General features: G+C 49.9%; 16 protein-coding genes. 8 read left to right on the plus strand and 8 right to left on the minus strand.

Annotated elements, in window-relative coordinates; all coding sequences use genetic code 11:
* Positions 1-38: 38 nt before the first annotated feature.
* On the minus strand, positions 39-2,240 hold the full coding sequence (katG, locus tag GA003_15965) for a catalase/peroxidase HPI (protein QXD27497.1): 2,202 nt from the start codon (positions 2,238-2,240) through the stop codon (positions 39-41).
* A gap of 99 nt (positions 2,241-2,339) precedes the next feature.
* Positions 2,340-2,774 (minus strand): transcriptional repressor, encoded by a 435-nt coding sequence (locus GA003_15970; protein ID QXD27498.1) that lies wholly within the window; start codon positions 2,772-2,774, stop codon positions 2,340-2,342.
* Positions 2,775-2,917: 143 nt separating this feature from the next.
* On the opposite strand from GA003_15970, the gene GA003_15975 reads away from it, so the two are divergent.
* From GA003_15975 to GA003_15990, 4 genes are all read left to right on the plus strand, one after another.
* Positions 2,918-3,352: an arsenate reductase ArsC gene (locus GA003_15975; protein ID QXD27499.1), complete on the plus strand. Its 435-nt coding sequence runs from the start codon at positions 2,918-2,920 to the stop codon at positions 3,350-3,352.
* 57 nt (positions 3,353-3,409) lie between these two features.
* Positions 3,410-4,204, plus strand: coding sequence for a serine O-acetyltransferase (cysE, locus tag GA003_15980; protein ID QXD27500.1), 795 nt, complete (start codon positions 3,410-3,412; stop codon positions 4,202-4,204).
* A 35-nt stretch (positions 4,205-4,239) separates the two neighbouring features.
* A complete protein-coding gene (locus GA003_15985; protein ID QXD27501.1) occupies positions 4,240-6,153 on the plus strand; it encodes a sulfatase-like hydrolase/transferase in 1,914 nt (637 codons plus the stop codon).
* 391 nt (positions 6,154-6,544) lie between these two features.
* Entirely contained in the window at positions 6,545-7,720 is a 1,176-nt protein-coding gene (locus GA003_15990) for a PQQ-dependent sugar dehydrogenase (GenBank protein QXD27502.1), read from the plus strand.
* A 159-nt stretch (positions 7,721-7,879) separates the two neighbouring features.
* Here the strand turns inward: GA003_15990 and GA003_15995 are convergent, their stop codons facing one another.
* Positions 7,880-9,424 (minus strand): PQQ-like beta-propeller repeat protein, encoded by a 1,545-nt coding sequence (locus GA003_15995; GenBank protein ID QXD27503.1) that lies wholly within the window; start codon positions 9,422-9,424, stop codon positions 7,880-7,882.
* Between the two features lie 156 nt (positions 9,425-9,580).
* Here GA003_15995 and GA003_16000 point away from each other — a divergent pair, with 156 nt between their 5' ends.
* From GA003_16000 to GA003_16010, 3 genes are all read left to right on the plus strand, one after another.
* Positions 9,581-9,979, plus strand: coding sequence for a hypothetical protein (locus GA003_16000; protein QXD27504.1), 399 nt, complete (start codon positions 9,581-9,583; stop codon positions 9,977-9,979).
* A 126-nt stretch (positions 9,980-10,105) separates the two neighbouring features.
* Positions 10,106-12,370: a TonB-dependent receptor gene (locus GA003_16005; GenBank protein QXD27505.1), complete on the plus strand. Its 2,265-nt coding sequence runs from the start codon at positions 10,106-10,108 to the stop codon at positions 12,368-12,370.
* A 180-nt stretch (positions 12,371-12,550) separates the two neighbouring features.
* Positions 12,551-12,943, plus strand: coding sequence for a MerC domain-containing protein (locus tag GA003_16010; protein ID QXD27506.1), 393 nt, complete (start codon positions 12,551-12,553; stop codon positions 12,941-12,943).
* Between the two features lie 178 nt (positions 12,944-13,121).
* Here GA003_16010 and arsB read toward each other — a convergent pair whose 3' ends face one another.
* The 5 genes from arsB to GA003_16035 all read right to left on the minus strand — a co-directional run bounded on the left by arsB (position 13,122) and on the right by GA003_16035 (position 18,598).
* Positions 13,122-14,213: an ACR3 family arsenite efflux transporter gene (gene arsB / locus GA003_16015; GenBank protein QXD27507.1), complete on the minus strand. Its 1,092-nt coding sequence runs from the start codon at positions 14,211-14,213 to the stop codon at positions 13,122-13,124.
* Between the two features lie 243 nt (positions 14,214-14,456).
* On the minus strand, positions 14,457-15,416 hold the full coding sequence (locus tag GA003_16020) for a hypothetical protein (protein QXD30462.1): 960 nt from the start codon (positions 15,414-15,416) through the stop codon (positions 14,457-14,459).
* A 21-nt stretch (positions 15,417-15,437) separates the two neighbouring features.
* Entirely contained in the window at positions 15,438-16,055 is a 618-nt protein-coding gene (locus GA003_16025; GenBank protein ID QXD27508.1) for a hypothetical protein, read from the minus strand.
* A gap of 262 nt (positions 16,056-16,317) precedes the next feature.
* Positions 16,318-17,334 (minus strand): zinc-binding dehydrogenase, encoded by a 1,017-nt coding sequence (locus GA003_16030; GenBank protein ID QXD27509.1) that lies wholly within the window; start codon positions 17,332-17,334, stop codon positions 16,318-16,320.
* Between the two features lie 388 nt (positions 17,335-17,722).
* Positions 17,723-18,598, minus strand: a complete 876-nt coding sequence (locus GA003_16035) for an SMP-30/gluconolactonase/LRE family protein (protein QXD27510.1) — start codon at positions 18,596-18,598, stop codon at positions 17,723-17,725.
* Positions 18,599-18,712: 114 nt separating this feature from the next.
* On the opposite strand from GA003_16035, the gene GA003_16040 reads away from it, so the two are divergent.
* Entirely contained in the window at positions 18,713-20,863 is a 2,151-nt protein-coding gene (locus GA003_16040) for a PQQ-binding-like beta-propeller repeat protein (GenBank protein ID QXD27511.1), read from the plus strand.
* The last annotated feature ends 177 nt before the right edge of the window (positions 20,864-21,040 follow it).

Consider the following 21,040-nt stretch of genomic DNA (forward strand, 5'->3'; position numbering starts at 1 on the left):
GCTCCGTAAATGGTTTAAAGAAAGATATTTAACTCAGATCATTGAAGATCGAAGCGATCCAGATTCATGACCTTGACCCATGCAGCTACAAAGTCGTTCACAAAGGACTCATTGGCATCATCACAAGCATAGACTTCGGTAATCGCCCGAAGCTGGGAGTTCGAACCGAAGACCAGATCGATAGCGCTGCCGGTCCACTTCATTTCTCCAGAATTTGAGTCGGTACCTTCGTAGAAATATTCACACCGTTTGGACTTCGCCCAAGTGATGTTCAGGTCAGTTAGATTCACAAAGAAATCGTTACTGAGTGTTTCCTTTTTGTCAGTGAACACTCCGAGCTCAGATCCATTTACATTACCACCAATCATCCGTAAACCACCAACGAGCACGGTCATCTCCGGAGCCGATAAGGTGAGTAAGTGAGCACGATCCACCAAGAGCTTTTCAGCAGCATCTGCGAAATCATTGTTCAAGTAGTTACGGAATCCATCACCACGAGGTTCCAGGACAGCAAAGGATTCCACATCGGTTTGTTCCTGAGATGCATCTGTCCGTCCAGCGGAGAAAGGTACTTGAACATCATGTCCACCGTTTTTGGCAGCCGCTTCAACAGCAGCAGAACCACCCAATACGATGATATCCGCCAACGAGACTTTCTTACCACCTGACTGAGCAGCATTGAAGTCGGCCTGCACTTTTTCCAAAACAGGTAAAACCTTGGCCAGCTCTTCCGGCTGGTTAGCGTCCCAATCCTTTTGTGGTGCCAGACGAATGCGTGCGCCGTTCGCACCACCACGACGGTCAGTACCACGATAAGACGCGGCAGAAGCCCACGCAGTCGATACGAGCTGAGAGATGGTTAAGCCAGACCCAAGGATCTGTTCTTTCAATGCGGCGATGTCACCTTCATCAATCAAATCATGATCAACATCAGGTACTGGATCTTGCCACAGTTGTGGTTCAGATGGAACTTGAGATCCGAGACAACGAGAAATCGGTCCCATATCGCGGTGCGTCAGCTTGTACCACGCCTTCGCAAAGGCATCAGCAAACTGATCCGGGTTTTGATGGAAGCGCTTTGAGATGGGTCCGTAGATAGGATCGATTCTGAGAGCGAGGTCAGTCGTAAACATGATGGGCGCGTGCGTCTTATCAGGATCATGGGCATCCGGAACTGCCTTCGCTGCTTCTGGATCAGTAGGTATCCATTGCTGAGCTCCGGCAGGACTTTTAACTAGATCCCAATCGTAGCCAAACAGCGTATCAAAGTAGCTGTTGTCCCACTCTGTAGGCGTCGGTGTCCATGCTCCCTCGAGTCCACTACCAATCGTATCGCTGGCATTACCACTGCCATAAGAATTTTTCCAACCAAGGCCTTGTTCTTCCAAGGATGCTGCTTCGGGTTCACGCCCGACATGCTTGTCCGGATCAGCCGCACCATGCGCTTTACCAAATGTGTGACCACCCGCAATGAGTGCGACCGTTTCTTCGTCGTTCATCGCCATGCGAGCAAAGGTTTCTCGAATATCCTTCGCTGCAGCCAGGGCACTTGGGTTTCCATTGGGACCTTCCGGGTTCACATAGATCAATCCCATCTGAACGGCACCGAGAGGATCATCGAGTTCACGATCACCCTTGTAACGCTCATCACCCAACCACTCGGTCTCAGGTCCCCAGTAAATATCTTCTTCTGGCTCCCAGACATCTTCACGTCCTCCAGCAAAGCCGAAGGTTTCAAGGCCCATGGAGTCCAAAGCACAATTTCCTGTGAAAACCATCAAGTCTGCCCAAGACAATTTGCGCCCATATTTTTGTTTGATCGGCCACAACAATCGACGTGCTTTGTCCAAGTTCACATTGTCGGGCCAACTGTTGAGCGGCGCGAAACGCATCGTACCTGAAGAAGCGCCACCACGTCCATCGAGCGTACGGTAAGTGCCAGCACTGTGCCACGCCATACGAATGAACAAGGGACCATAGTGACCATAATCAGCAGGCCACCAGTCCTGAGAGGTGGTCATCACTTCCTCGATGTCTTTTTTGAGCTCATCCAGGTCGACGGTTTTAAATTCCTCGCCATAATTAAACCCTTCATCCATCGGGTCTGACAATGACGAGTTCTGATGAAGGATCTTTAAATTCAATTGGTTCGGCCACCAATGCTGGTTCGAATCACCTCCCACTGAGGCTTTGGGATTCACTCCTCCCATAACGGGGCATTTACTGATATCTTCTGACATGCTAATTCTACTATTCTATAGTTTTGATGGTTAATTAATATGAGTTTTTAAAAGGGTGATTTGATAGTTCGCAGTTCCTTTGAATTTGGCGATTTAATTTCAGCTTCTTTTTGATTTCGAAGCACTCTTCTGGCATTCGGGACAGGTACCCCAATAAACGACTTCTGCCTCATCGATCACGAAACCAGAATTATTGGCGGCCGTCAGACACGGGGTATCACCGACTGCACAATCAACGTCGACCGTCGTTCCGCAACTGCGACAGATAAGATGGTGGTGATTATCGCCGACTCGATCTTCATAAAGGGCGGAAGAGCCAGCAGGTTGAATCCGACGAATGAGTCCTTTTTCAGTCAGCACTCCGAGAACATTATAAACAGCCTGACGAGAAATGGTCCCGATCTCTGCCCGTACATCTCCGGCAATAATGTCGGCTGTACTATGAGGTCTTTTGGAGACCGCTCTGAGCACAGCGAGACGTTGCGCCGTCACAGGAACATGGTGTTGCCGAAGAAGATCAGTCGGGTCTGACATAACCTTCAGATTTTCATTCTTTTATACTCTGTCAAGTAATTGCTTCTGTCAAAATAACAAAAATATGGGGACAACTCATTCAGCTTTTGTTTCATTCACGAACACAAGCTTTACAGAAGCAGATTATTTCATCTTCTAGTCCTATGCAAAAGCCCAAGACCCTCATTCTCTGCACTGGAAATTCATGCCGTAGCCATATGGCCGAAGGCATCCTGCGAGCCGCCGCTGATGACTTGTTCGAAGTCTACAGCGCCGGATCCAAACCAGCCGGCTACGTCCATCCGAAGGCGATCGAAGTAATGTCGGAAATTGGGATTGATCTTTCGGCCCACAGCTCAAAGTCACTAGAGCAATACCTGGATGCTGGTATCCACACAGTAGTCACTGTTTGTGGAAATGCGAACGAAGCCTGCCCGGTATTTCCAGGTATGGTAAATCGCTATCACTGGGGATTTGAAGACCCGGCACACGCAACGGGAACCGAGGAGGAAATCCTTGAAGCATTCCGCAGCATTCGTGACCAAATTAAGCTCGTTTTCGAAGCCTATGTTTCTGGATATCGGCAGGCTCAGTCGTAAAACGCATTAATCCGAGAGCTTGCTTTTTCAGGTTTTGGGCCTTTTATCGGCACCATCATGTCAAACGAAGATCCAATATGGAACCAACTTCGCCTGGAAGCTGAGAAGACCGCAGCCAGTGAAAAGCTGCTATCTAGCTTTTTGGAAGAAGTTATTCTAAGTCAGACGTCGCTCGAACGGGCGATCAGTTTTCACCTGGCACAGAAATTGGATTGCCAAAATATTCCTGCCATCACGCTGTTTGACTTGTTCCTGAATATTGCCCGGGAAGACAAACGCTTTCAGGACGCCATAAGAACAGACCTCAAGGCCATCTCCGACAGGGATCCTGCTTCCAATGGAATCCTGGCTCCGTTTCTTTATTTCAAAGGATTCCATTCTTTGACGGCTTATCGTTTTGGACACCACCTCTGGCAATCGGAACGCACCTGCCTGGCACTGTTTCTGCAGAGTTTAATTTCAGAGCAGTTTGGAGTCGATATCCACCCAGCCGCTCGTATCGGTAAAGGTATCCTCATCGATCATGCCACCTGCTTGGTCATCGGAGAAACCGCTGTGGTTGGAAACAACGTGTCCATTCTGCACGATGTAACCTTGGGCGGAACGGGTAAAGACAAGGGTGACCGCCACCCTAAAGTTGCCGCTGGAGTACTCATCGGAGCCGGAGCCAAGATCCTGGGAAACGTAAAGATTGGCATCGGTGCAAAAATCGGAGCCGGCAGTGTCGTGCTCACAGACGTCCCGAATCATTGTTCAGCAGCGGGAGTCCCCGCCAAGATCGTTGGCAAGTGCGAGGTCGATCAGCCGGCCTTGAGCATGGATCACCAGTTGGAACACGATCCGGTGATCTAGAACGAGTCCACCCAGAGCATTCTACCCCATTCAACATGGCAATCCGACAGAAAACGAATTGTATCCGTTTTCTCCTGACGCTAACTTATACTCTATTATTTCTAAGCTCAGGGAATGCGGAAGATCAACCTAATGTGCTCTGGATTACCTGGGAGGACATCAGCCGCGACTTAGGCTGTTACGGAAATGAATACTCGATCACCCCCCATGTTGATCAACTGGCTAAGGATGGAGTTCTCTATACCCATGCGTGGTCCAATGCAGGTATGTGCGCACCGGCAAGAGCGACACTCATCACAGGTATGTATCCTCCTTCGACGGGAGCGATGAACATGCGCTCAGAGGTGACGCTGCCGGACCACATCCGAGGTTATCCGGAATACATGCGCAACGCCGGATACTTTTGTTCCAACCACGTAAAGCTTGATTACAACTGGGTGCCGCACGAAGAGACCTGGGATGTCATTGATTCCGACTGGCAGAACAAAGGCTGGGACCTAAGAAAACCGGGTCAGCCATTTTTCACCGTCGTTAACATTACCGACACTCACAGCTCGCAGCTTTACTACCGAGGTGAGGAACGATACCAAAAGCGGCTGGAGAGGTTAACTGAGGAAGAGATTCACGATCCAGACAAAGCGCCAGTTCCTCCCTACTATCCCGACACCCCGAATGTCAGGAAAGACCTGGCACGCTACCACGACAATATCACCTACGCCGATAAACTGGTAGGTGATATCCTGGCCAAACTCGAGGCCGATGGACTGGCCGATGACACCATCGTTTTCTTTTATTCGGACCACGGTCGAGGCATGCCACGCAGCAAGGGATGGCTCTTTCAAACATCCTTGCGCGTTCCCTTTATCTTACGGGTCCCTGAAAAATATAAGCACCTCGCTCCCAGTGCTCCAGGAACTCAGTCAAATCGCATAGTAAGCTTTGTAGATTTTGCGCCGACTCTACTCAGCCTCTGCGGGATCGACATTCCGGAACACATGCAGGGAAAGGCCTTTCTCGGTGAACAAGAAGCTGAGCCTCGTCGATTAGCCTACGCGTATCGTGATCGTATGGACGAGCGCATTGACCTCATTCGCGCCGTTTGGGACGGTAAGTATAAATACATTCGCAACTTCCGATCCAACCTTCCTTGGTTTCACCACCAAACGCGCAATTACCCCCACCAACAAGGGAGCTACCAGGATCTGCACCAATATTACGCCAATGGAAAACTGAATGAAGCTCAGGCTCAATTCATGGCTATGTCCCGACCAAGGGAACAACTTTTCGATACTGAGGCCGACCCCTATGAATTGAACAATCTAGCAACGGCCTCAGAACATCGGACGAATCTCCTCCGCATGCGTGAAGCATTAAGCCGTTGGCAACATGAGATTCTTGACCTTGGCTTTTTTCCAGAATCACAATGGTGGACACGTTTTGACATGGATGGCGACAAACTCGACCGACACAGCCTCGTTCGAGAACAGCCGGAATTGTATCCCCTCTCCGAAATCATGCACGTAGCCAACCTGCTCGATCAGGGTGAGGCAGCACTCCCCGAACAATCGGCATACCTCGATCATGAGAATCCCGTCATTCGCTACTGGGCCTTACAAGGTATCATTGCACAAGGTATTTTCGGTCGACCTGCCATGCCAAAACTCCGCCTAATCTTAAAAGACGATGTGCATATCAACCGCATCGAAGCAGCCCATGCGCTCTGTGCACTCGGTGAAACCAAAACGGGGCTGAAATTCCTGATAGAAGCACTCAATCATCCACAACCATTGATAGCCCTTCCCGCTGCGAACGCACTTGATCACCTCGGCGATACTGCCAAGCCGGTTTTGCCTGCTATTCGAACATTCGTTGCGAAGGAACCCAATCAGGATCTGCTCGGATGGCAGTTCACGCAGAGGCTACTGCAGATGACGCTGGAGAAGCATTGATCTAGGCCTCTCAGCGGATGGTAGCAATTGGTTTAGGGGATATAAAACATCCACGAAGCCCAATCGCGCCAAATACATCTAGAAACTTCAGATTGCGACCATCCTCAATGCCGACATGCTGATTGTTCCTCACTCATGCCTTCGGTCACGCACCAACGTGCGCTCCCTTGACAATCGGTCGTCAAATACAACATCTCGTCACCGTGAGAGCCCTATCTCAAAATTTCGATGTAACATATGTAGCGACGCCGGTTCACGACCATAGGCATCTTGCCTGTGTAAGCGCACGAAAAATTCACAGGCAAGATGCCTTTGCTACTTTAAAGGCATTGCCAGTTCCGCATTGATTCCCCAACCTTAACGCTTCACTTCATTTAGAACTCACTACCCTATGAACAAACGCATTGCTCTACTCTCGCTTCTCAGCCTCTTCTCATTTTCCATTTTCATGACTGCCGGTGTTCCCGATGGAGTCTGGGTTCGGGATGGCTTTAAACTGACCGTTGTCGAAGATACCATAAAGAAACCCCGGTTTCTCGCAAATGGACCGGATGGCACGCTCTTCGTGAGTGTAATTGCTGATGGCCGAATCGTGGCCTGTCGCGATGAAGACGGAGATAGTACTTACGAAAGCACCACCAACTTTATCGAAGGCAAAGAAGCGAAGACTCGGCTTCAAGGCATGCAATTTCACAATGGTTGGCTTTACTTTGCTCAGCTCAATTCTATTTCAAGAGCCAAAGACACCGATGGGGATGGCAAGGCCGATATCGAAGAAGAAGTACTTGGGGCTGATGATCTTCCCACAGGAGAAGGCGGAGGCCACCGCTGGCGCGCCCTCTTGATATACAAAGGGCGTATCTACACCCACGTAGGCGACCAGACCAATGCGACCGACGAACCCATCGACGCTTCCGAGCGAAAGAAAATCTGGTCGTTTAGTTTGAATGGCACAGACAAAAAGGAATTTGCTTCCGGAATTCGTAATTCTGAGAAGCTCGTAATTCGACCAGGCACGGATGAAATTTGGGGTGTTGATCACGACGTAGATCGCATAGGCCTTAAATTTGAAGAAGGGAACAAAGACGGTCTACAACCGTTCACCGATCACAACCCACCGGCCGAACTTAACCATTATCAGGAAGGTAAATTCTATGGTCACCCCTGGATCGTTGGCAAGATGCAGCCCAACCTGCTCTTCCTCGATAATCCCGATCTTCTAAAATACGCCAGCATGTCCACCAATCCTGAGTGGACCATGTCCGCTCACAGTTCGGCCAACTCATTGACCTTCTATCGTGGAAACAAAATCCGCGGAGCTCATGGAGACGCGTTCATTGCAAAAAAGGGAGGTTGGAACGCAACGGAAAAAGTTGGCTACTCTATTTCCCGTGTCTTGTTTGAGGATGGACATCCTTATGGAGAACAAAAAGTCGTCAGCTTTCTTAAAGATGGGGACGAAGTTCTTGGCCGTCCGGTCGACTGCATCCAAGCCCCCGATGGCTCTATCCTCTTTAGCGACGACACTGAAAATAAAGTCTACCGCTTAGCCTGGGTGGGAAGATAAGCGTTCTTTCTTCTACTTTAATTCGACGGTCTCACGAGCGTCGCTACACTTCGATGTCGACGAGGAGCCGTCTATAGAGGTTTCGGGTGCCAGGTGTCAGAAGCAAAAGTGAACAGACACCTGAACACTGACACCTAGATTTTTGGCGAAGCCAACTCCTTAGCTATTGGGGCCCTTCACCAACGGTAACCGATACAACGCTGCTTCCAAGTGATTGCGAACCAGCAGGTATTCACCCACCAGTGCTGGCGGATTCCAGCTCTTGCCATCAAGGGCTTGGAAGCTACCCAGAATGCGAGGCTCTTCCGGAACGGGTTCGGTCAGGAGCACTTCCCCCCGCTCGGTGGTTAGCAGCATCAGGTCTCCGACTAAGATATTTTGGCCGTGCCCGTAGCGACCTTTTTTCCAGGCTCGCCGTCCCTTCTCTACATCGATGCAGGTAAACATGCCATCATCCAATCCGTAGATGTATCCGTCTTTGAATACGTAGTTATTAAACTTGGCTTTTAAGTGAAGCGTGCGCCACAATCGCTCAGCGCTCTGAGTGCCGCCCTCGCTATTAGAGATCTGTAACATCTCAGCCCCTTTGCCGTATCCGCTACTCAGCACAATACGATCCTCTCCCACCGGAACAGGAATAGCCACGTGAGGCATGCCATCTGTATTCCACTCGTATTCCCAGAGTATAGAACCATCGGTCACATCATGAGCAAACAGTGCTGAGTGGTTGAAGATTAGCACTTGGCGTTTACCGGCGATATCGTAAGCAACGGGAGAGCTCCAATGAGCGCGGTCACTGCCACCACTCCATACTAGATCCCCGGTCATTTTATTGTAGGCGACCAGGGAATCTCCATTTCTGCCCCCCGCACTTACGATCACTAAATCACCCTCAATCAGCGGTGAACTCGCCATGGCCCAATCGGGCAGTTTTGCCTGATGCTTTTCCAACAGGTTGAATCCCCATTGCTTTTCGCCTGTTTCCAGATCAAGCAGCATAAAGTCTCCCATTGCCCCCAGCGCATACACGCGATTCTCTTCAATTGTCGGAGTCGCTCGTGGACCGATACCTCCCAAAGGATTATCATAGCGAGCCGGGTATCGATGTTCCCAAAGTTTATTTCCGGTTAAGAGTTCGTAACACACGACCAACTCATCGTCCCCATCCTGCTCCTGAGTCACCGCTCGATTGCCCACGATCGCGAATGCAGACCAAGCTTCCCCAATCGGTTGTTTCCAAATTAGCTGAGGAGGATTCGTTTCCCAGTCCCGATCTAACGGGATGTTTGGCATAGTGGTATCACGGTTGGGGCCCAAAAACTGAGGATAGCTTCCCTGAACAAGCTCTGATCCATCGGCCAAGCCTGTGGCTACCTTTTCACCTGCACCGGACCAGCGAAACTTTACAATGGGCATCAAGTCTCCGGTAACACCTTCCATACGGAAGAGCGCCACCATCAGTAGCATCAAAAGTACAAACGCCCCAAAGCCTTTCAGTCGGATCTTCCATGGCATTCGAGAGAGTGCCAACAACCACATGACAGAGAGTGCCACGCCTGTAAATCCCGTTCCCAGTATCGCCATAATAGCCATCTGGCGATTTCTCTCACCCGTCAGAATAAAATAAATCCAGCCACCCAGGACCAATGCCCAGATAACGATCAGTGGCCACCAGCGTGGAGAAGTTGTTTTCGATAAACTCATGGTTACGATCTAGTTTCAGGAGATCAGTCGTATAGTCGGCAAGCAACCTGACAGAGTAAACGCTTTTTAACGAAGCCACCAGTTCATGCTTGCCTTACCTTAAAAATATAACATCGACTTGCTACTCAATGCATTGACTAGATCTCGGTGATTTGCATGACTTCGAAAAGATCGATGAGTGGACATAAGAAATTTTTCCTGTATATCGCCAGCTTTGCCGCTGGTCACCGAGGAAAATCTATCGCCCTACTCTTGATCGCTGAACTGTTTCTGGCCCAGTTGGCTATCGCAAGTCCAAGCCTGCATAATTGGATGCACGGTGTTGAGGATTGTGAACACCACACAGAGAACCACTCCGAAAACAACAGTGATTCTCAATCTAATGAAGGTCATGCATGTACAATCACACTCATTTCCGATAGCCTTTACCAGGAAGCGGAAACCTGTGAGATCAGCAAAGTAAAGATATTTGAGGCCCAGGCCTGCTACTCGTACATTTGTCCGAGTGAATCGGCCATTGCCAGGCACTCTGCACGGAGTCCTCCACAGCTATAAGGTTACATACGTTTAACGAACGGCCCTTTGGGAGGTCACACCTCCTACATTAATTCAGAAACGCTTTCTGCGGGGCATGTCTTAAAAACCTTTTAGCTAGCAGGCATAGATACCTGCAGTACATCCATGCAAACATACCTAAGATACATTTTCATTTTTTCTAGCCTAGTTCTTACGAGCCATATTTTCGCCCAACACGACGGGCACGAAGAAGAGGAGATCATTGATCTCAAGCAAATTAATATCACGGCCAGTCCCTTTGCTTTGCGGCAAGAAGACGTGGTCGTCGCTACCAGCTCCGTTCTTTCGACAGAGCTTCGACGTAGCCGACTATCAACACTCGGATCGACCCTGGATGGTCAGCCGGGCATTCACAGTTCCAGTTACGCACCCGGCGCAGGTCGTCCCATAATTCGTGGATTCGATGGAGACCGGGTCAGCATCCTGCAAAACGGTACGGAGATTTTCGATGTATCTTCTACCAGTGCAGACCATGGTGTGGCAATTGAACCGTTGATGATCCAAAAAGTTGAGATCGTTCGAGGGCCCGCCTCGCTACTCTACGGCAACCGAGCCATTGGCGGTGTTGTTAACGTAATCGACAAATCGATGCCACGGGAAGCGATTGATGGCATTACCGGCGAAGCAGAGTTCAGATATGGATCCGTCGCCGATGAAAAAGCCGGAGGACTATCCGTTCAGGGTGGTCAGGATGGTTTTGCCTGGAGCCTCAACTACCATAAGCGTGAAGCCGAGGACTATGACATACCGGGCTATGCGGAATCCTTATTCCAACGCGAATCAGAGGAGCACGACCACGACGAGCATGAGGATGAGCACGAAGACGAGGAACACGAAGGCGAAGAGGACCATGAGGACGAGCACGAAGACGACCATGACGATGAACATGAAGAAGAGGTCTTCGGCGTGCTCGAGAACAGCTTCGCTGAGTCTGAAATGTTCTCCGTAGGTGCAGGCTGGTTCAGCGAATCCACTGCATACAGCATTTCTTACAGCCAGTATGATTCCTTCTATGGTGTCCCCGGACATTCACATGGTCACGAAGACGAGCATGACGAACATGATGAGGAGCACGAAGGCGAGGAAGAAGGCGAACACGAAGATGAAGAGCACGAAGAGGGTGAACATGATGAAGATGAGCACCACGAGGATGAACACGGGGAAGAAGCCGTAGCCATTGATATGGAGAATCGTCGCACCGCATTTCGCATGGAGTGGCTCGACCTGGGTGGCGTCTTTGAGTCCGCGGAACTAGATGCCAGCTTTGGTGACTACAAACACACTGAATTGGAAGGAGACGAGATAGGCACCGTATTCGAACGCGACGGATTCGACATCCGCCTATCCGGTATTCACCGTCCAATCGGAGACTGGTCTGGCGCCGTAGGCTTGGACTTCAAGAATGAGTCATTCGAGGCCATCGGCGAAGAAGCCTTCATTCCTACCATCGACAAACGAAACTACGCACTCTTTCTCGTCGAACGACAAGAAACATCCTGGGGTGCAATCGAATTGGGAGGCCGCATAGAAAACCAAAGCCTGAGCCCCAACGATTCGAGTCTTAGGGATAAAGACGAAACCACACTCAACCTGTCAGCAGGCATGTTGCGTCGCCTAGAAGACAATAGCACGTTTGCGGCAAATCTGTCCTTTAATCAACGTGCCCCCAATGCAGCGGAACTTTATGCCTTCGGCCCCCACGTTGGTACGGGTTCATTCGAAATTGGTAACATCGACCTCGACCTAGAGAAATCGATAAGCCTTGATGCTTCCTGGAGAAAATCGGTCGGTTACCTTACCGGTGAGTTCGCCCTCTTCTACTCCGATTTCGAGGATTACGTGTTCCTGGAGCATATGGACCACGAAGTATTCGAAGCACTTTACCCGGACGAGGATGACGACGGATTGGAAATCCTGACAGCTGAAGCTGCGGACGCCGAGTTTTACGGGTTCGAGTTGGATCTTCGCATCCATATTATAGATACACGGGAACAACGCTTTCACTTTGATCTGACTATCGATCAAACTCGGGCCACCAACCAAACCGAAGACAGTAACCTGCCTCGCATTCCGACACGTCGTGTCGGCGGGCGACTAGGTTACGAAGAAGGTCCCTGGTCGTTTGGCTTGGGTGCCCGCCATCATACCAAAGCCAGTCACTTAGCTCCGGAAGAAACACCGACCGATAGCTACACCCTGGTCTTCGCCGATATCAATTACCATATTGATATAGGTGAAAGCGCCATGGAGTTCTTCGCTATCGGACGAAACCTCTCAGACGAAGAAGCAAGGCCTCACACATCGTTTGTGAAGGAACTGGTACCACTCCCAGGTCGCAGTATCGAACTAGGAGCTCGCCTGTTCTTCTGAGAGGCTGCCAAAACAGCCCTCCTCGTGGGTGCAGCGACAGCCGATCACGGCTAGTCCTGCACCCAGCAGGGGTGCAGCAAGCCTGTCCCTGTATTATTCATTACCTCATTAATAGTTTCGGCAAACTTCGATTCCGGGTCGGTCAATCAAATACCCTTCAAATCTAACACCGTAATAAAAATGAGAATAGCATCTCAATCGGTCCTCGATCGCGTTTCCATTGGAGTTTCAGTTCTTTGTGCACTTCATTGCGCAGTGCTGCCAATTCTACTGGCAATTTTCCCTACCCTCGTCGTGCTTCCTTTCGAAGATCATGTGTTCCACGAATTGATGATCTGGATTGTAATTCCATTCAGTATCGTGGCGGTCTTTCTTGGTTGCCGTCGCCATAAAGACCGAGGCGTATTGTTCGGTGCCGGACTTGGTTTAACGACACTTGTACTAAACGCTTTGTTCGGTCATGACCTTTTGGGCGAGGCAGGAGAAAAGCTGGCGACTTTGGCTGCAGCAGTCGTGTTCGCCTCTGCCCATTGGAGAAATTTCTCACTCTGTCGCCGAGACAACTGTGATTAGCAAACGGGTGAACCTTAACTAGGAGCTCGCGTGTTCTTCTGATAGGCCGCCACAGCGACCACCTTCTCGGGAGCAGCGAAAGCCAATCATGGCTAGCGTTGCTCCCAGAGCGGGAGTTGCCGTTAAGGCCCTTGCATGCTCGAGGCATTTGGCTGCTGAGGTCACAACCGCTGGGGTGTTAGGACGACTGAATCGTAGCTTCATTCATGAAAAGTCGTCGTCTGAACCAAAATGCCAGGCTCACGAGTGCTATCATAACTGGAACCTCCACAAGGGGTCCGATGACAGCAGCAAATGCTGCACCGCTTCCGATTCCGAAGACCGCCACGGCAACTGCGATGGCCAGCTCAAAATTATTGCTGGCTGCAGTGAAGCTGAGAGTAACGCTTTGCTTGTAATCTGCACCGACCCACTTTCCCATGTAAAAACTTACTACGAACATGACCGCAAAATAGATGGTGAGCGGCACTGCGATCAGAAGTACGTCCAGAGGCAGTTCGACAATTTTATCACCCTTAAAACTGAACATGAGGACAATCGTAAAGAGCAATGCAATAAGGGTAATGGGACTAATCCTGGGTATAAATTCTGTTTCATACCACTCCCGACCTTTTGCCTTTACTCCCAGGAATCGAGTGAGCATTCCACCAAAGAATGGTATCCCCAAATAAATGAATACACTCTGGGCAACCTCAGCCATCGTAATAGCAACCACACTGCCTTCCAGGCCGAATACTCCCGGCAGGTAAGTAATAAAAAACCAGGCATAGATACTGAAGAAAACGATCTGGAATAGGCTGTTGAAAGCGACCAACCCGGCAGCATATTCATTATCACCCTCCGCCAGCTCGTTCCAGACAATAACCATGGCGATACAGCGCGCGAGACCAATTAGAATGACCCCCGTCATGTATTCAGGATGACCTTTGAGAAACAAAACGGCCAATCCGAACATCAAAGCAGGGCCTATAACCCAATTTTGAATGAGAGATAATCCAAGCACTTTCAGGTTCCGGAAAACACGGTGCATCTCTTCATACCGAACCTTTGCCAGGGGTGGGTACATCATCAATATCAGCCCCATAGCAATGGGAATATTGGTCGTTCCTACCTGGAATTGATTGAGAAATGCCTCTGCACCATCCCACAGGGCACCGATGGCTACCCCCAGGGCCATAGCCAAAAAGATCCAGGCCGTTAGGAAACGATCCAGGAACCCCAGCTTTTTCTTACAGGGATGCCTGGGAATAGATGTTTCATTGTTTTGCATAGGATTTGTTGGATAGTTCGATTTAGCACAAAGATTTTATTAGCACATCCGGAATAGGATGGATGCCGAATTATCAGCAGAACGCAATTGAAATAAACAACGGACTGACTTACAGCAGAAACAAGAGTGATTTGCTTTTTTTGCAGGCCAAGAGCTTAGATTTTTCCTGGCATTAAAAGCACAAAATATTCCGAGAGAACTATCTAGATAGAAGTGCCATTGGATATAGTTTTATAATCAGGCTTAAAAGATCAGATAAAACCCAATGAAGATCACGATATAGAGGCCCCACCAGAACTTAAAGGTTTTGTACCAGGGGCGTGGGGGTCCTTCTTCCAGCTGAGGCTCAATCGGCGCGATGCACTGGAGTTTTTCTGCAGGAGGAGGCTCAGTGACGTAGCTGACTGCAAAGAGCACGATAATCAGGAAGACAAAGACGATAGGGAAGACGTGATAGAAATGCATGCCGCGGAATGCAGGTAACATGAAGTCGTGCAGGACCGGGAAATTCTTGCATGCTACATAATAGGTACCGATGAGCATACCGAGGAAGAGGGTCACGACTGCACCCTTCCCCTTCAGACGTCGATTGAATCGGCCAAAGAGAAACACCGTGCCCGATGGGATGACCATGAAACTCACCACGGTCATAGCCAAGTCGAAGAGGCCGGTCTCCAGGTTCATAAAGATCGGAGCAGCGATCACTCCCCAGATCATATTACAGGCGGCAAAGGTTTTACCGACGGTTACTGCTTCTGTCTGAGTAGCATTCGGACGAACCAGTGGATAGATATCTAGGGCCACCACACTTGCCTGAGCGTTGATACCGGAATCCTGGCTGGACATCATGGCCGCGATCATCCCGGCAAGCACAAGCCCCGACGATCCCACCGGGAGGAAGTCTTTCACCATCGTCGTATAAAGGGTGTCGGTATTTTCAACACCGGAATAAAGCACGGCTGCCACCAGACCGGGGATCAAAAATAAAAAAACGCCAAACAATTTCAAGTAAGCCCCTAGCAGCATGCCGCATTGGGCATTGTGTAGATCCTTGGCAGCCAAGACGCGTTGCAGAATTTGAATCGACGTAAAGGCGTAAAAAGCTGAGTGCAGTAGTTGTCCCGTCAATACAGCGCTCCAGGGAAACTCCTTGTCACTATGCGGTCGAAGCAGCTCAAAGTTATTGGGCAGTGCTTCCAGGATTGGTCCAAATCCACCGACCTTCTACAACCCGATGAAAGCCACCAGCGTCCCTCCACCAATCATGATAACCACTTGGACCATGTCGGTCACTACTACCGAGGTCAGCCCACCAAGAACGGCGTAGAGTCCGACCGTGCACAGTATGACGATACCACAGATGATCACGTTCTGTGCATTCACCTCCCAGCCAAATAAACTAAGCACCCCCAAGGCAGCTGTGTAGATGGCTATCGGGCTGTAGAGTACCGACTGAATAACATAGATTCCCCCGAAGATGACTTTGGAGGCTTTATTGAAACGCAGCTCCAAAAACTGAGGAACCGTATAGATCTTACTCCGCAGATACAGCGGGATAAAGATCAACGCCGAAATGGTCAGCATGATGCCGCCCAACAGTTCCGGATTGAAGGCAGCGAAGCCGGATCGGACCGCCTTGCCCGTCCAACCCACAAAGAAACCCATGTGGATATTGGTCGCAAACAGTGAGAAACCAATCAGCAACCAAGTAAATTTTCGACCACCTAAAAAATAGTCTTCCGTGGAGCCCGACTTCTTGCGGCCAACATAGAGGCCCAAAATCGTTACGGCAATCAGGTAGGCAGCAACGACGGTCAAATCGATGATTTGCTCAGTGGTCATAGTTTTTGAGAACTGGGTAACAGGAGATTTTTAGAAGTATGGCTAAAAGCTTTAGCAGGCAAATGGACTGGAACCAATTCCGCGATCACTTGACCGTAATTCAAGCCCAAAAGAATTTCGCCAAAAGCCCACACAAATCGGGAGCTACCGATGAACGAAGTGAAGACACCTCAACAAGCGAATCGCAGAATAACAGCTCCTCTCCTTCCGCTGCGCTTCGAAATGCTTCTGTAGGAGAGCACCTTGGTGCCGATTTCAGCCTCTACGAAAAATCCAACAACACCTTGATCGCACCGTCAGCTCGATCTACAAAGGTCTCAAAAGCTTCTTGCGCCTGATCCAGTTTGAACGTGTGCGTAAGCAGGGCCTTCACATCAATGATCCCTTCAGCAATCAATCGTGAGGCTTCCACAAAATCTTTCTCGTAAAAAGCACCGACTGAATTGTGAAGCGTGACGTTTTTGTAGAAGAACTTGCCGAGCGGAAATTGATCCACGTGATCGATATCGGTCACACCAAACTGCATCACGTGCCCATCATGTCGCACCAGGTCAATCGCCAGCTCGATCGCCAACTCATGATGCCCAGCCACTTCAATAACGATATCGGCACCCTCACCATCGGTAAGCGTTTCGACGATGGATTTTGGGTCCCGTTCTGAATTATTGATATCTCCGGTCGAACCCATTTGCTCCCCCACTCTCAAGCGATAATCGTATTTATCGATACCAATGATTTGCGCAGCCCCTCTCAATTTTAAAGCAGCGTTCATCAAAACGCCCATGGGCCCCTGGCCAATGACCACTACGTTCTTGTCACGAATCTCAGGCAACTTGCGAAATCCAAATAGAATCGTTCCCAGTGGCTGACTCATGAGTATTTCCTGATTGGATACAGGACCGCGTGGCATCGGATAAATCCGATCCTCCGGCAAGGTGAGGTATTCGAAGAACCCGTATTGCATGATCGGAACACCGAGCACAAAATCCCCTACCTTATATTTCTCAGACGTACTCTCAGTAACGGTACCCACACACTCGTGTAGAGAAAGTCCCGGGGGCAAAGGGTACAAAGATTCTTTCTCGTAATCGATATAGATATCGTTCGTCAAATATTTGGCAGCTCTCCGTTCATTGAAGTCGTAGTTAAACATCGGCGAGTCGGAACCACAAAGACAGGCGTGCTCAACTTTAAAGCGCACTTGCTCGTCCTCCATTTCGGGCATCGGCACGTCGACAATTTCTATTTTACGTTGAGCAACAATTTGTCCGGCTTTCATTAGATCGAAGTTTCAAAGTCATAGACAGATAGTCAACGCCCATAATAACAAGAGCCCCCTGCCTTGACTTCAGCCATAGTTTGGAAGGCAAACAGAGCCCCCACTCCACGACTTTCTGTAAAGCTCGATCACCGTTTCGAGAAGCATAGTGACGACACCAACACGAGCCGTACAGTATGAGTACGAGCATCGGCGCTCTCGGCGATAGCGCCCTACCTCTTTGAATCTATCGATTACTGATTTAAATTGTAGGAGCGGCTTTACGCCGCGATCGCACTGAAGATTCAGATTCGTTCAATAAACAACAGAATTTACTGTGAGTTGAATATCCAAATTCGAGAGAAAGTCGTTGAGAAGATCGCGGGGTCAACCCGCTCCTACAGTTGCTCTACCGCGCAATACCCGCCACCTGCATGTCGAGCTTCATCAACCGAGTACCACCGGTGATGTAGAGCGTCTTGCGGCCTTGGCCGCCGAAGGTGACGTTGGTCGATCCTCCTTCGCCCGGTAAATCGATCTCACCAAGCAAAGATCCATCAGGTCGATGAACCACCACCTTATCTCGGGTAAGGTAAAGGTTTCCCTGCACGTCCAAGGTCATCCCATCACACCTGCCATCTGCAAAGCGGGTTTTGTTGGTGAGCACACCGGGACTCTCAATGTCGTAGCGATTGATAAATTCACCGGCGTAATCTGCGACATAGAGCGTCTTGCCATCGGTGGTACCGATCAGCCCATTCGGCCGCTCGTAGTCAGGATCGGCCACACTGAGTTCTCCATCAGCTCCTAGGTAGTAGAGGATCTCCACATCTAACTCCATCACCTCACGGGTGCGATAGCGCGGATCGGTAAAATAAATACCACCAGCCGGATCCACCCAACAATCGTTGGGAGCGTTCAGCCGCTTTCCATCCACTTTATCAACCAGGACGGTTCGTGCGCCGTTCTCAGAGATACGATACAGCTGTCGATCCAGCAGGTTCCCACAGACAATCAACAAGCCTCCGTTATCAAAGTAGAGTCCGTTGGTGCCGATGTCATCGATGTATAGGGAAACGTCCCCATCCTCGGTATAGCGCATGATCTTGTTTACACGCACATCCGAAAACAACAGACCGCTGCCATCCCAAACCGGACCCTCGGTAAAGACGAAGCCTTCAGCCACGATTTCCACTGCTGCTCCAGGAGCTATGAGATCACTAAGTGATTGCTTAGAGCAGGCAGTCAAAAGACAAGCGAACAGGCTTATGGTGACTACAGACATTCGGGGAAAACAGAAAGAGCTCATGACTTCGAGGTTCATTCTTGCCGGAAGTAGAGTCAATGTCCTTCATGGAAACACCATCTACGAGCATCTACATGAATAAGTTTCAGCTCCATGCTTCAAAAATCCTTTTTAATACCGTCTGCCATTCTAGGACTGACAATAGTTCTGATAACCACTGCCTGTACCAAAGAGGAAAAGAATGCCGACTGGCCGGTCTACCTGGGAGACAGCGCTTCCAGTCAATCTTCTGAGGTAAATCAAATCACGCCTAAAAATGTAGATCAACTGGAGATCGCCTGGACCTTCGATGCACAAGGGGTCGAACCAGATGGATTCACCAACATGCAATGTAATCCGTTGGTCATCAACGGAACCGTATACCTGACCAGTGCGACCTTTAATCTCTATGCATTAGACGGCAAAACGGGGGAACCCATTTGGAAGATCAATCCATTTGAGGAGATCAGTAAATCCCTCCCTTCACCCATCGAATCCACAGGGGGCACTCGAGGCATGGCTTACTGGTCTGGCCCGGAAGGTGATCGCATTCTTCTTGGAATCGCCAACTACCTTCTGGCCATCAATCCAGATGATGGAACTTTCATTGAGGGATTTGGCAACCAAGGTCATATCGATCTTAAAAAAGGACTCGGTCGTAATATCGACCAGCTACGCTACATTACACGATCACCCGGAATTATTTACCAGGACCTGATCATCATGGGCTCTTCGGTTTCGGAATCGCTGCCGGCAGCACCTGGACACATCCGCGCGTTCAACGTTAAAACCGGCGAACAAGTTTGGCGTTTCAACACCATACCCCAACCTGGGGAGTATGGTTACGAAACCTGGCCCAAGGAGGCTTATAAAGAATTTGGTGGAGCCAATACATGGGCGGGTATGGCCGTCGACGAGAAGCGCGGCTTAGTTTATTGCCCGACCGGTTCGGCCACCTTTGATTACTACGGAGGCGATCGATTGGGTGACAACCTCTTCGCCAATTCTCTGATCTGTCTCAATGCCAAGACCGGGGAACGCGTTTGGCATTATCAAACCGTTCATCACGATCTGTTTGATTACGACCTACCAATTCCTCCCAACCTTTTAACCGTAAATCAAAACGGCAAAGAGATCCCGGCCGTTGCTCAACTGACCAAGCAAGGCTACGTGTTTCTCTTCAATCGAGTCACGGGCGAACCTCTATTTGAAATCGAGGAGATTCCCGTTCCAGCCTCAACCATGCCTGGTGAGATCGCTTCGAAGACTCAACCACGACCCACCAAGCCCGCCCCATTCGTTCGCGAGGTCCTTTCCCCAGATCAATTAAACGATGTCACCCCTGAAACAAAGGCAGAGATTTTGGCCAAGTATTCCACGATGGATCCTCATGTGCCCTGGACACCAGGAAGCCTACATAAGGATACCATCGTTCATCCCGGAATGATCGGAGGCGCTGAATGGGGAGGTGCGGCGGCTGATGAGAATGGCATTCTTTATTTCAACTCCAACGAGAGCTCAGCCATCCTGACGATGATCGATGCCACATCCAGCGGCTCACCTGGTGAGGCCCTCTACAAACAAAATTGTATAGTTTGTCACGGAGAAGATTTGAGCGGAGGAACGGCGTTTGGACAGGTAGTGCCTACCTTGATCGGCATCGAAGATCGCATGGATCGAGGAGCCATCGCCCAAGTCATCCAATTCGGTGGAACGACCATGCCGGGCTTTCGCCATTTTTCAGGAAAGGATGTTTTCGATGTGATCTCGTTTATTGCTTCACCCGGGCAGACAGGTCAACACGCTGAGGATGCAAACGACACACCACAGCCGAATAACGTGAAATACATTCACACCGGTAATAACATCTGGACGGAAACCAACGGCTACCCGGCTATCAAACCACCTTGGGGAAATTTAAATGCGCTGGACCTCAACACCGGCGAATACCTCTGGCAAATACCGTTTGGTGAATATCCTGAACTCATTGAGAAAGGAATTCCAGCCACTGGACGAGTGAGCTATGGAGGTCCCATTGTCACGGCCAGTGGCGTCATGTTTATCGCGGCCAGCCTCGATAATCATATGCGCGCTTATGATATGAAGACAGGTGATGAGCTGTGGCGCACGAAGTTACCCTTCGGCGGCTACGCCACACCATCCACCTACATGATCGATGGGAAACAATACGTCCTCATCGCCTGCGGCGGTGGTCGAGGCTCTCCGACTGGGGACCAGTTTGTCGCGTTTGCGTTACCGCATTAGGTTTAAGGGACCTTCTCATCCACGGACTCACGACCGTGGCTACAAATAACATATTTCAGCTCCTTTTGCCAAGCTGGGGAATAGCGTTCCCAAGGCGTTAAGGTCTTGGCAAGGTCCATCAAATTCTTGCTAAGAAAATGGCCCGAAGGGTTTACAGGAAGACAATCTGGTAAATAA

Source organism: Opitutia bacterium ISCC 52, assembly GCA_014529675.2.
Taxonomy (GTDB): domain Bacteria; phylum Verrucomicrobiota; class Verrucomicrobiia; order Opitutales; family UBA2995; genus UBA2995.